The sequence below is a fragment of the Salisediminibacterium beveridgei genome, assembly GCF_001721685.1.
In the GTDB taxonomy this organism is placed as follows: Bacteria; Bacillota; Bacilli; order Bacillales; family Salisediminibacteriaceae; genus Salisediminibacterium; species Salisediminibacterium beveridgei.
On record NZ_CP012502.1, the window covers coordinates 1862373 to 1875376 of the forward strand.

Here is a 13004-nt window from a genome sequence, read left to right on the forward strand (position 1 = left end):
TTACAATCCTTCCTGTAACAATCGCACTTGAGTTCTTATTTCATTAGCAGTGATTCCACCGGTTTTCCGGTGCTCAATGACACCATCCGCGTTAATAAATACCGTTGTTGGTACAGGGGGGACATAGTAACTGCCTGCAATACCTCCACCATCATCCAATACATTTACAAATGTCAAACTATGTTCCTCGATAAATGACTGGGCATCGGCTTCCTGGTCTGAAGCTGTAGCATTGACACCGATGAACTGGACTTCTTCTCCAAAAGCTTGGTGAGCTTCTTCCATGGCCTCTGAGGACGCTTTGCAATAGGGACACCAGGACGTCCAGAAATAGATCACTGCAGGTACTCCCTCGTTGTCACTATAGGAAAACGTATCACCTGTGAATGTTTCCGCCTGAAAAACAGGAGCAATATGACCTGGCTGTGGATAAACAGCAGCTGTATAATTCCCGCTTTCGAACCGGTTTTGTTCATTACCCAACCAAAGAAAGAAAACGGCTGCGATCGCCATCATGATAAACATCACACGTTTCAAATGGATCATTTTCTCCCTCCTTATATACACAACCGGGTATGCACTCGTGTCAGTATAGCGGAAACAGCTGATAAAAATCAAGCTGTTGAATTGAAAAACCGCTCCTGATGAGGAGCGGTTTTGTCCGGTTCAATCCTTATTTAGGATCAAAGCCCTGATCTTCAATTTCCGTTTTCATTTTGGACACTTCTACCATGTTCTCATCATACTCCACAGTGACATTCTTTGCGTCAAGATTCACTTCCGCTTTCGAAACACCGTTCAAGGAAGTCAATGCCCCTTCTACTGATGATTTGCAATGTCCACACGTCATACCATCCACTTCAATAATATCCGTTTTCATGCTTTATCTCTCCTTTGAATAAAATTTATATTAATCCACCTTTACGCGTTTAAGTCGTAAAGAATTAGAAACAACAGATACGGAGCTGAATGCCATTGCTGCCCCGGCAACCCATGGAGCAAGAAAGCCAAGAGCTGCTATCGGTAGACCGATGGAGTTGTAAATGAAAGCCCAGAAAAGATTCTGTTTAATGTTTCGCATAGTCAGATGACTCAAGCGGATTGCCTGCGGAATGCTGCGGAGATCCCCGCGCATCAGCGTAATGTCAGCTGCTTCCATGGCTACATCCGTTCCTGTGCCAATCGCCATCCCGATATCTGCCATCGCAAGTGCCGGCGCATCGTTTATCCCGTCACCGACCATAATAACACGTTTCCCCTGCTTTTGAAGTTCTTTTACTTTCATGGCTTTTTCTTCAGGGAGTACTTCACTGAAGACCTGATCGATACCGACAGAAGCTGCAATTGCCCGAGCCGTCCGTTCATTATCACCTGTAAGCATCACAACCTCATAACCTAAGTCATGGAGTTGACGGACGGCTTGTTGAGACGTTTCTTTCACTTGATCCGCCACTGCAATCAGTGCAGCTGCTTCACCATCAAAACCAACAATCATAACGGTTTTTCCTTGTTGCTCCAGTTCAGCCATCTGCTCTTCAAAAGAACTGACATCAATGTCTTCACTTATCATCAGTTTACGGGTACCAATCAGCAATTTTCTTCCTTCGATGACACCTGAAAGTCCATGACCAGGCACTGCGGTAAAATCATCAACTTTAACGGTTTCAATTTCCTGTTCCTGTGCATAATGCACGATGGCTTCACCCAATGGATGCTCCGAATAAGCTTCAATTGAAGCTGCCAATTTCACCAGATACGCTTCGTCTTTTAATTGATTAGACAAAAGCATAACATTCGTTACTTCCGGTGTTCCATTGGTAATCGTACCGGTCTTATCGAGAACGACGGTATCGGTGTGGTGAGCTCTCTCCAAATGTTCGCCGCCTTTATACAATATACCTGTCTCTGCTCCTTTACCTGTGCCGACCATGATTGATGTTGGTGTAGCAAGTCCTAATGCACAAGGGCAGGCAATCACAAGTACTGCGGTGAAATTAATCAATGCAACTTGAAACGAAGCTCCCGCGAAAAAATACCAGCCTACAAAAGACAAAATCGCAATCATAACGGCACCAGGAACAAAATAGCCGGAAATAATATCCACCATTCTCTGAATGGGTGCTTTGGAACCCTGTGCCTGCTCCACGACTTTGATGATTTGCGCAAGAGTGGTTTCTTTTCCAATCTTAGTTGCTTCAAAATAGAGCGAACCATTCTTATTGATTGTGGCCCCGATCATTTCATCGCCTTTGTTCTTTTCAACCGGTATGCTTTCCCCTGTCAGCATGGATTCATCAACTGAAGAATAACCATCTGTGACGATTCCGTCTACAGGAATTTTCTCCCCAGGTTTCACTTTAATGATATCACCTTTTTGAACATCATCAATTGCAACCTGCACTTCGGCGCCGTTTCGAACAACCGTTGCCGTTCGTGCCTGCATACCCATCAGTTTTTTGATCGCTTCTGACGTTTGTCCTTTGGCTCTTGCTTCAAGCAGTTTGCCAAGTAAAATCAACGTAATGATAACGGCACTGGTTTCAAAGAACAAATACACTTCGCCAACCAGTACAAGATACACTGAATAAAAGTAAGCAGCGGATGTCCCCATTGCTACAAGAACATCCATATTCGCGCTGCCGCCTCTCAGAGATTTATATGCACCTCTGTAGAATTGCCAGCCTGCATAGAATTGAACCGGTGTTGCAAGAGCCCATTGGAAATAGCCATTCATCAGCCAATGAGGCAACAGCATTTCCTGAGGGTAGAAATGATCAATCATTGTCACAAATAACGGCAGAGAGAAAGCGAGAGCGAAAATAAAGAGGAATTTCTGTCTCTTCACATGCTCATCCTTTTTATCGCGTTTACTTTCCTCATTTCCCGCAATGGCTTTTGCCTTAAAACCGATTTTTTTCACTTTATCATAGAGGTCCTGTTCATCGACCAGACCGGGAATATAACTTACCTGGCCACGTTCCATGGCGAGGTTTACGGATACTGAATCGACACCTGCAGTCTTCCCAAGCACTTTTTCAATTCTGGCAGAACAGGCCGCACAGGTCATTCCTTCGATATCAAATTCTACAGTTTCTTGATCAACAGAAAAGCCGAGCTTCTCGATTTTCTGAATGATGTCTTCTGTGGTAACTTTATCCTCATCATAAGTTACCGTAGCGCGCTCCATCGTCAGGTTAACAGTGGCGTCCACGTCTTCCTGCTTATTCAGCACTTTCTCTATACGTGAGGAACAGGATGCGCAGGTCATACCCGTTACCGGTAACTCAACCGTTTTCTTTGCCATGATCCATCACCTACGATTTCGTAAATTGTTCGAACACTTTCATCAGTTCTTCAATACTCGCTTCCCCGTTGCCGTCTTCAACTGCCTGACTGACACATCCTTTTGTGTGATCTTCAAGGATCTGAAATCCCGCACGTTTCAATGCAGCATTGATCGCTGAAATCTGTACAAGAATATCAACACAATAACGGTCCTCATCAACCATCTTCTGTATGCCTCTAACTTGTCCTTCAACGCGTTTCAACCGCTGTATCAGGAGTTTCTTTTCATCTTCTGTCCGCATCTTCACCGGTATTTTTCCCGACTGTAAAGGGATCGTCAATTTGTCATCCACTGACATCACCTCTTCCTGTAATCTAGTTACACTATACCCCCGTACAGTATATGTGTCAAGCTAAAGAGAAGAGAACTCGTCTTTGGAGCTCCCCTTACCCTCTATTTGTGAGTCATCGGCTGCCGTTCCCACCATTGATCAATAACCTGTTTGATTTGATCAGTGATCAGATGTTCAGATGTATGTTGTATGTTCAAGAATTGATAATGTTTCCCTTTAGCAGAGTTCCCTTGACTGAAACGATATCTCGGATCATAGTAATGTTCCAGCAGAATTGCAAAGAGAGATTCATATTCCTGTTTTTCTATATCAGCATCTGCTTGTAGTCTATGACCATCATCCAGCCGTTTTCGAATAACTTTATATGCTTCTGCAATTCTCTCGCTGAACGAATCAGGTTGATAGTCTTCCATTATGTTTGCAACACGTCGTTTCAGATCATCATACATTTCGATGACATGGCCGTTATCTTTTGCATTCATAATAAATTCCGGTAATGTAATTCGCCCGATGCGCTTACTCTCTGCTTCTAAAATCAGCATTTTATCTTTTTCCAATTTTTGAAGATCCCAAACCAAATTCCATTCAAATTGCTTTTGCGTAGAGGGATCTTTACCAATGTGACCGAAAACAGAGCCTCTATGAGCAGCCAAGCCTTCCAGATCCAGCACCGGATAGCCCTGTTCCTGTAGTTCAAGCAGCCATTTTGTCTTCCCGGTGCCCGTATGACCACCGAGAACAATGGTTTGCCAGGATACTTCTGATAATCTCTTCAATTCACTCTGCACATATTTCCGGATAGAACGAACGCCGCCTTCCAGTTGTCCTGCAGGAAACTGAAGTGATTTTAAAAACGACACAAGTATCCCACTGCGCATCCCCCCCCTTGCGCAGGAGAGAATCAACTCCCGATCAGGGTAGGTATCAAGAATACTTTGAAATTCATTATATAGTGTTGTCAATTTACCAGAAAGGATCTTTACCCCTTCTTCTTTTGCTTTTTCTTGACCGATTTGCTTGTAAATCGTTCCCACCCGTTCCCGCTCTTCATTTGAAAAAAGCGGGATCGAAATACTGTCAGGATGATGAAATTCTGCAAACTCAGCCGGCGAACGAACATCCACCAGGACCTGTTTAGACAAATCCAATTCGTCGTAATAATATTTCATATAAGACTGATGCTGGTGCATAGTCAGTCATCTCCTTTTTTCAGCTGCATACGATTCAAAAGTCTGGCTTGTCGACATGCTAATGGCGAAAGACTGCGCTGTTTTTATACTTTAATTTTAATCTTTCATCAAGGTACAACGTTTCTATCCGTATGAAAAAACACTCCTGACAAGTCCGGAGTGCTTCCATTCGTTACTTATCCTGTTGATTCTGCATCGCCTTCATCATTTGGTTGATCTTCTTTTGTGATGGATTCTGACCCATTTGCATCATCATCACACGAAGCATCTTTTCGTTGATTGGCGGATTCTTTTTCATGTAACTCATCATGTACTGTCTTGCAATGAAAAAGCCTATGGCAATCCCCGCAAGAAGTGCGATGACACCGATTAATATATTAATCCACATCGGCGTTGACCCTCCTTCAGTTTCCTCTGTATCGAGTTTCTGCTTATTGTTTTAACCCTGTTCATTATACATGAATGAAAGTTAAATGGAAAGACTGATAAATAAAAAAATAATAGGAACTGAACGAGGATGAACCTGTTCAGTTCCTGATTCATTTTACTTATTCAAAAGCTGCTTGAAACGTGCCACAACATTCTCAACATTAAATCCGTACTTTTCCATTATTTCTCCACCTGGTGCCGAAGCTCCATAGCCATCGATGCCAAGAACGGAGCCGTCAGATGTCGTATAACGCTCCCACCCAAGTGGATTGGCAACTTCAATTGCCAAACGTTTTTTGATGGCAAAAGGAAGCACTTCTTCTTTGTATTCGTCTGACTGAGCATCGAAACGATCCCAGCTTGGCATACTGACAACAGCTGTATGAATACCCTCTTTTTCAAGTTGCTGCTGTGCTTCTACTGCCAAGGATACTTCAGAACCTGTCGCGAGAAGTAAACCATCCGGATTCCCATTTGCTTCTGAAACGACATAAGCGCCTTTTTTAACTCCTTGATAGGCTTTCTGATCTGTACCTTTCAAAGCAGGGAGATTCTGACGAGTCAAAACAAGCGCTGTAGGCTGGTCCGTTGCTTCCATAGCAAGACGCCAAGCTGCCTGTGTTTCATTTCCATCAGCAGGCCGGATGACAGAGAGGTTTGGAATGGCACGTATAGCCGGGAGTTGTTCAACCGGTTCGTGTGTTGGACCATCTTCGCCAACTGCAATGCTGTCGTGCGTAAAAACATAAGTAACGGGATTACCCATTAATGCTGATAACCGTAAGGCAGGTCTTAAGTAATCCGAGAAGACAAAGAACGTAGCCGCATAAGGACGAACACCACCATGCAATGCCATACCGTTAGCAGCCGCTGCCATGGCAAACTCCCTTACACCAAACCAGATATTACGGCCACTGTGTGTATGACGGGAGAAATCTTCTTCACCTTTGAGCATCGTTTTGTTGGATGAAGCCAAATCCGCAGAGCCTCCAAATAGTGCAGGAACTTTTTCTGCGAGAGCATTCAATACTTCTCCGCCTGTAGCTCGGGTGGCTGCACTCGATCCCTCTTCATAAACAGGAAGATCCTGATCCCAACCTTCAGGCAATTTGCCAGTGATGGCATTTTCCAATTCGGCACCTAATTGAGGATGCGCAGCTTTATAAGCTTCGAACTGCTTATTCCAGGCAGCTTCTGCTTCTTCCCCTTGTTTCTTAAATTGTTCATAATGATCTTTGACTTCCTCTGGAATATGGAACAATTCATCGTACGTCCACTTATATGCTTCTTTTGCCAGTTTCACTTCATCCTCTCCGAGAGGTGCCCCGTGAGCTGCATTTTTACCGCCTTTGTTTGGTGAACCATAGCCAATAACGGTTTTAACTTCGATCAGAGTCGGTCGGTCATCCTGCTGTGCAGTTTTCAAAGCTTTATCAATGGTATCAAGATCATTCCCGTCTTCCACTAGAAGCGTTTGCCAGCCATATGCATCAAATCGCTTCATCACATCTTCAGAAAATGATTGATGCAGGTCCCCATCGAGGGAGATATCGTTGGAATCATAGAGCAGAACCAATTTCCCAAGTTTTAAGTGACCGGCCAATGATGCCGCCTCGGCAGACACACCCTCCATCAAATCTCCATCACCGCATAGTACATACGTATTATGATCAACAATATTGAAATCATCTGTATTATACTTTCCTGCAAGATGCTGCTCTGCCATTGCCATACCAACTGACATAGCAATACCCTGGCCAAGGGGGCCGGTCGTTGCTTCCACACCTGGCGTGTGACCATACTCTGGATGTCCAGGGGTTTTACTTCCCCACTGGCGGAAATTCTTCAACTCATCCAGTGAGAGATCATACCCGTGCAGATGCAACAGGCTGTATAAAAGCATAGAGCCATGACCTGCAGATAATACAAACCGGTCCCGGTTAAACCAGTCCGGATTTTTCGGGTTATGGTTCATAAAATCTGCAAAGACTTTATAAGCCATAGGTGCAGCACCCATAGGTAATCCCGGGTGTCCCGAATTTGCCTTTTCAATCGCGTCAATGGAAAGTGTACGGATGGTGTTAATCGCTTGTTCATGGATTTGCGCTGTCATTCACTATCAACCTCTTTCACTGTAATATGTTCAATTCTATTCTTAATGATACCTGTTTAAGAGAGGTTAGACAACCTGCAAACTAAAGGATTGTTCTTGTGAAATCTGAAAAACACCATGTTCTCCTTGGAGAACATGGTGTTTTTGCAAATAATCAGCTTAATGAAAACCTTTTTTTGCACGTTCTTTCTCATCTTTTAATTTTTGAGGAGTAACATCTGTTCCTTCTTCATCCACAATTTTTGTGGATTTCAATTGGTTTTTGAATGATTTACGAACATTTTGCAAATATTCAGCTCTTAGACTTTTCTGTTCTTTCTGTTCTTTAACAGACAAGCCTTCAGCTTTTGATTTACGGGCAAGCTCATTGATCCGGTTTAGTTTATCTTTTGTTAACATAAGTCATCCTCCAGTGAGTAATATATGTTAATGCTAGAGGATTCATATGTTTTTATCAAGCAAAAAATCCTTACAGGTCATTCGTCGCGTCGTTTACTCACCTGGTTGATTAATATGTTCCCGGTACCGTCTGTGCGCTGTCGCTTTGGAAATATCGTGGCCAAGACCTCTTAATGTCGCAGCAACTTCGTGAAAAGTCATTCCTCTCTCTTTCAGGTTCACGATTTCTTCTACCGGTACTTCCTTTCTCGTTCGCCCTCCGTTAAACCGCCCCTGAAAATTAACTTCTGGTTTAAACCCTGAAGCAATCGCATTTTTCATACCTCTGCCAATTTTGGCATTGTGAAGCTTTCGCTGGTATTCTTCCACGATAGCAACAATTTCAAGAACCATAGATTCAGTCTCTGAAAGTTCCAGTTGTCCGTTATGATTCAAGGAGAATATTTCCGTTCCATGTTTAAATAAATAATGAATCAATGCCATTTTAGCGTTTCCCCGTCCCAGGCGCGTATCGTCTTGAACAAGCAGACAGTCCACATTCCCAGACTCCACCATATCCATCATCCTGAAAATGCCTTCCCGTTCCACATCATAGCCACTCGCCTGTTCTTCTATGCAATTTTCGACGGTGATTCCCCAACTTTCAGCTGCTGCCGTTAATTCCTTAACCTGCCGCGTAAGGGATGATGTCTGTTTATCCTTTTCCGTACTGACTCTTGCATATATCAAACCATTCATTCCATTGCAACTCCTGTTCCACCTGCAGGAACCTGTATAGCCTGCCCCGGCATAACGGTTGCATCTTCGATATGATTATGATGCAACATCCATTCAACGGATTCTTCCAACGTGAGGGGGGAGGAACCGTTAGACTGCTCCGCAATTTTCCAGATGCTATCACCCTCAGAAACGACGACCTGTTGGACCGGACCTTTATATTCTGGTACATGTTTCGCCTCTTCGAATGTCTGCCATACGTAAAACATAGCAGCAAATACCATCACCATAATCATTATACTTTCCATCCGTTTCATGGTCCATCGCCTCCATAAGAATATCTGTTCCCTCCACTATACAAGGAACAGTTGTTCTTGTCAACAGCTTTTAGAACGAGCGTTTGTAAAACGAATGTTCCCGTGTTATAATTTCTTATAGAAACAACTATGATCACTAAAATACTATTTACTGACATCAAATTTTAAGAAGAGGTGATTTATCTTATGAAAAAATTGTCTGCACGACAGCAATCCATACTTGATTTTATTCGCAGTCAAGTACAGGCAAAAGGCTATCCCCCGTCTGTAAGAGAAATTGGAGAGGCTGTTGGACTAGCGTCCAGTTCTACCGTTCACGGTCACCTTTCAAGATTAGAGAAAAAAGGTTTTATTCGCCGGGATCCAACGAAACCAAGAGCCATCGAACTGATCCAAAAGGATCGAAATGGAGATCAAATCATCTCAACGCAGTCCATCAGTATTCCCGTGATTGGTAAAGTCACTGCCGGTTCGCCGATTACTGCGATCGAAAATGTTGAGGAATATCTTCCAATGCCCGCCAGTTTCGTACAGGATGAAGAAGCCTTTATTTTGGAGATTTCAGGTGACTCCATGATTGAAGCCGGTATCTTTAACGGTGATTATGTGGTCGTACATCCGCAATCAACTGCAAACAATGGTGATATAGTTGTCGCTATGACAGAGGAAGACGAAGCTACAGTCAAACGATTCTTCAAAGAAAAAGATCATTTCCGGCTTCAGCCAGAGAATGCGAGTCTTCAGCCAATCATTCTCGATAGTGTCCAGATTTTGGGCAAGATCATTGGCGTATTCCGCTCATTCCATTGATGATCATTCAGAATTAATACGCTTAATCCTGTTTGCTCATCTGTTGAGAGCCTTTACTGCACTTATACTCGAATCCATCATTCAACCCGTTCTCTCACACAATGTGACATATGAAGACCGGAGCATCTCCTAAAATGCTCCGGTCCTTTTTGTTATAAGCAGTGGGTTCCTAATTCTTTTCTTTAATAATGACGTTTTGTTTGTTCAACTGAATGATTGCTTTTGTAATATATTTTTCTGGCCAGTGTTCCAATATACCGAATAGTTCCTCTTCATGATATTGCAAACCCCGAATTTTGTTTGTGGCCTCACCTTTCAAAAGCTTAACAAGAATATGAACAGGAACTTTATGTTCTTCTTTTTTTATGAACCGGTTAATCTTATCTAACTGCAATCTGGTTATTTTATAATTCTTGATCTGTAGAATGGTATCGTCTGGACGTGGTTGATTGTCCTTTATCATTTGAGTTAAACCAGTTTGTACTTCGTTGAGTTCTTCAGAAAGATTTCTCTTCATCAGTTTTTGCCATCGATTTATTTCTCTTAAAATAGATATATCGGGTATACTGACCCTGGACATCCAAATAAGCATGGAATCATGCGATTCCTCAGGCAGTTCTATTTCCTGCATCGCTTTATATAATGAGACGACTGGATGGTCAGGAACATTATCTGTGCCAGGAAGTTTTCTTTGCAATTCCAGAATCGTTTCAATGCGCTCATGATAATCTGTTAAATCCCGACTCAAATCCTTCAAACATTCAATGTTTTTCGTTACGGCACCATTTTGAGATGCAATGTTATTGAATTGTCGCTCAATTGTCGCAATTCTTTTTGTAGCTTGGAATAAATTCACTTCTTGAGGTAACCACAGGACATCTTCATTAATATCATAGATCACTGAAAACCCACAGTCCTCACAAGTGCATTCAATCGATCTTGAATCAGCTTGAGGGAACAATTTCTTTTCATGCGAACACAAATCCCATCGCCATTCTTTCGGAATCGTCCGATAAGGACGCAAGACGATTTTGACACGTTCCCGCCAATATGAAATGTCTTCTGGATATTTCAGAATAGCTAACAGAGAAGATTTATTCATGATTTCTACTGCATCGACAATATCGTTTTTGGAATAAGCTAACTGAATGAACGGGTTATTTTCATACGCTTTTTCAATTCTTGAGAGCCAATATCCCTTGTCTTGTAAAGAGATTCTTGCATTAAACAGATAATCATCTACAACTGATTGCACATGCTTCTTAAGTTGATCAGCTGAAAGACGGACCCATTCTTTGTTATAAAACAACGGTGTATTTTCTGATTGATCCGTTTGCACTGATGCCTTTTTAAATAATAATGTATCTGCTTTTAACAACTTCACATGAAGTTTCTTTTGTTGAACCAGTGGAACGGGTATACATGGCTTATCGGTCCCCAGAAACAATGCTAACTGATTAAGATCAGTTTTCGATAGTTTCGAAAGTTCATGAAATACTACTTCTTGCAGACGAGACAGGAGTGCCTTCTCTTCTTTTGAGCTTAGTGATCGAATTTTCGAAGACTCATTCTTCTTCTCTACCGGCCAAAACAGCAGAGATGGATAAAGACCTCCAGGATTTAATACTTCCTCTCTCATGCCCATGACACTGATCACCTCCGGATTAGACAAGTTCCCTGTCACTGCCATCTACAAACACTCCCAATAAAAAAGATCAAAGTCAATTGTCGGGGTTGCGACAATTTGTCACTGCCCCTTTATCCTGCTTGAAAAATTCAGTTTTTATAGAGCAATATTTGTAAATGAAATTTATGTCTTGATCATATAAAGGATTAATCTCAGCTTTTTTCCTAATATAAAGAAAACCCTAGAACCATTGAGGCTCTAGGGATATCTTTATTAATACATCTGGATATACTGCTCGCGCTCCCACGGGTGAACCTGCGTACGGAACATATCCCATTCGATTTCCTTGGACTCAATGAAGTGCTCAAGCGAATGTGCACCAAGGGATTTCATGATCGTCTGGTCTTTCTTTAACGCTTCAATAGCGTCTTTTAATGTTGCCGGCAACGCATCGATGCCTTCAACAGCTCTTTCGTTTTCATCCATTGCATAGATATTTCGATCTGTTGCTGCAGGTGGTGTCATCTTATTCTTCACACCGTCAAGACCTGATGCCAGCATCGCTGCCATAGCAAGGTACGGATTTGCTGTTGGGTCCGGGCTTCGGACTTCAATACGCGTACTCAGACCACGTGAAGACGGAATACGAACAAGTGGTGAACGGTTACGCATGGACCACGCTACGTAGCATGGTGCTTCATATCCCGGCACAAGGCGCTTGTATGAGTTAACCGTTGGATTCGTGATGGCGGTGAAGGCTGGAGCGTGTTTCAAGATCCCCGCCAAGAACTGCATAGCCGTTTCACTGAGCTGAGTATCTGTTGATTCATCGAAGAAAGCATTGACTCCACCTTTAGTAAATAGAGACATATTCGCATGCATCCCGCTTCCGTTCACACCGAATAATGGTTTTGGCATGAAAGTCGCGTGAAGTCCGTGTTTTCTGGCAATGGTTTTGACAACCAGCTTAAACGTCTGGATATTATCACAAGTCGTAACTGCATCCGCATATTTGAAATCTATTTCGTGCTGACCTGGAGCCACTTCGTGGTGGGATGCTTCAATTTCGAATCCCATATCTTCAAGTTCAAGTACGATATCACGCCGGCAATTTTCACCCAAGTCTGTTGGAGCAAGGTCAAAATAGCCACCTTTATCGTTCAATTCCAATGTCGGTTCGCCATTTTCGTCATTTTTGAATAAGAAGAATTCCGGCTCAGGTCCAATATTGAAGTCTGAATAGCCAAGATCATTTGCCTGTTTAAGTACTTTTTTCAATACCCCTCGTGGATCACCTTCGAAAGGTGTACCATCTGGACTGTAGATGTCACAGATTAAACGCGCTACTTTACCTTTTTCTGGCGTCCAAGGGAAAATCACCCATGTATCAAGATCCGGATACAGATACATATCGGATTCTTCGATACGGACAAACCCTTCAATTGATGAACCGTCAAACATCATCAGATTATCCAGTGCTTTACCGAGTTGGTCAATCGGGATTTCCACGTTTTTAATAATCCCCAACAAATCGGTAAACTGTAATCGAATAAATCTTACGTTTTCTTCTTTTGCCATTTTAAAAATGTCGTCTTTTGTGAACTTACTCATGTGCACTGATTCCTCCTTTTGATATACCACCCACACACTATTGATTGTGTGACTGGGAAGCGTCAAAATCATCCGAATCATCGGAATTTTTGCGCTGTTTTTTCGATGTTTTAAGAATACCAAAAATTAAAAACCAATGTGGGAGATTGTAAG

General features: G+C 42.6%; 13 protein-coding genes. 1 reads left to right on the forward strand and 12 read right to left on the reverse strand.

Annotated elements, in window-relative coordinates; translation table 11 throughout:
- From BBEV_RS08665 to yneA, 10 genes are all read right to left on the reverse strand, one after another.
- Entirely contained in the window at window positions 1-546 is a 546-nt protein-coding gene (locus BBEV_RS08665) for a TlpA family protein disulfide reductase (protein ID WP_069365106.1), read from the reverse strand.
- Window positions 547-673: 127 nt separating this feature from the next.
- Window positions 674-880 (reverse strand): copper chaperone CopZ, encoded by a 207-nt coding sequence (gene copZ, locus BBEV_RS08670; RefSeq protein WP_069365107.1) that lies wholly within the window; start codon window positions 878-880, stop codon window positions 674-676.
- Between the two features lie 30 nt (window positions 881-910).
- Window positions 911-3304 carry a heavy metal translocating P-type ATPase gene (locus tag BBEV_RS08675; RefSeq protein WP_069365108.1) on the reverse strand — a complete coding sequence of 798 codons (2394 nt, stop codon included), beginning with the start codon at window positions 3302-3304 and terminating at the stop codon, window positions 911-913.
- A 10-nt stretch (window positions 3305-3314) separates the two neighbouring features.
- The gene (locus tag BBEV_RS08680) at window positions 3315-3644 is read right to left on the reverse strand and encodes a metal-sensing transcriptional repressor (protein WP_084007315.1); all 330 of its coding nucleotides are present in this window, start codon (window positions 3642-3644) and stop codon (window positions 3315-3317) included.
- Window positions 3645-3739: 95 nt separating this feature from the next.
- Window positions 3740-4828: a tRNA 2-selenouridine(34) synthase MnmH gene (gene mnmH / locus BBEV_RS08685; RefSeq protein WP_084007316.1), complete on the reverse strand. Its 1089-nt coding sequence runs from the start codon at window positions 4826-4828 to the stop codon at window positions 3740-3742.
- A 172-nt stretch (window positions 4829-5000) separates the two neighbouring features.
- Entirely contained in the window at window positions 5001-5216 is a 216-nt protein-coding gene (locus BBEV_RS08690) for a YneF family protein (RefSeq protein WP_069365109.1), read from the reverse strand.
- 156 nt (window positions 5217-5372) lie between these two features.
- Complete coding sequence (gene tkt, locus BBEV_RS08695; protein WP_069365110.1) at window positions 5373-7370, reverse strand: transketolase; 1998 nt, start codon at window positions 7368-7370, stop codon at window positions 5373-5375.
- Window positions 7371-7529: 159 nt separating this feature from the next.
- A complete protein-coding gene (locus BBEV_RS08700; protein ID WP_069365111.1) occupies window positions 7530-7769 on the reverse strand; it encodes a DUF896 domain-containing protein in 240 nt (79 codons plus the stop codon).
- Between the two features lie 93 nt (window positions 7770-7862).
- Window positions 7863-8507: a YneB family resolvase-like protein gene (locus BBEV_RS08705; protein WP_069365112.1), complete on the reverse strand. Its 645-nt coding sequence runs from the start codon at window positions 8505-8507 to the stop codon at window positions 7863-7865.
- Window positions 8504-8803: a cell division suppressor protein YneA gene (yneA, locus tag BBEV_RS08710; protein WP_069365113.1), complete on the reverse strand. Its 300-nt coding sequence runs from the start codon at window positions 8801-8803 to the stop codon at window positions 8504-8506. Before yneA ends, BBEV_RS08705 begins: the two co-directional genes overlap by 4 nt.
- A gap of 186 nt (window positions 8804-8989) precedes the next feature.
- Between yneA and lexA the strand changes: the two genes are divergently transcribed.
- Window positions 8990-9613: a transcriptional repressor LexA gene (gene lexA, locus BBEV_RS08715; RefSeq protein WP_069365114.1), complete on the forward strand. Its 624-nt coding sequence runs from the start codon at window positions 8990-8992 to the stop codon at window positions 9611-9613.
- 169 nt (window positions 9614-9782) lie between these two features.
- Here lexA and BBEV_RS08720 read toward each other — a convergent pair whose 3' ends face one another.
- Together BBEV_RS08720 and glnA are read right to left on the reverse strand one after the other, a co-directional pair.
- Window positions 9783-11303, reverse strand: a complete 1521-nt coding sequence (locus BBEV_RS08720; protein WP_069365115.1) for an RQC-minor-2 family DNA-binding protein — start codon at window positions 11301-11303, stop codon at window positions 9783-9785.
- Between the two features lie 210 nt (window positions 11304-11513).
- Window positions 11514-12851, reverse strand: coding sequence for a type I glutamate--ammonia ligase (gene glnA / locus BBEV_RS08725; RefSeq protein ID WP_069365116.1), 1338 nt, complete (start codon window positions 12849-12851; stop codon window positions 11514-11516).
- Between the last annotated feature and the right edge of the window lie 153 nt (window positions 12852-13004).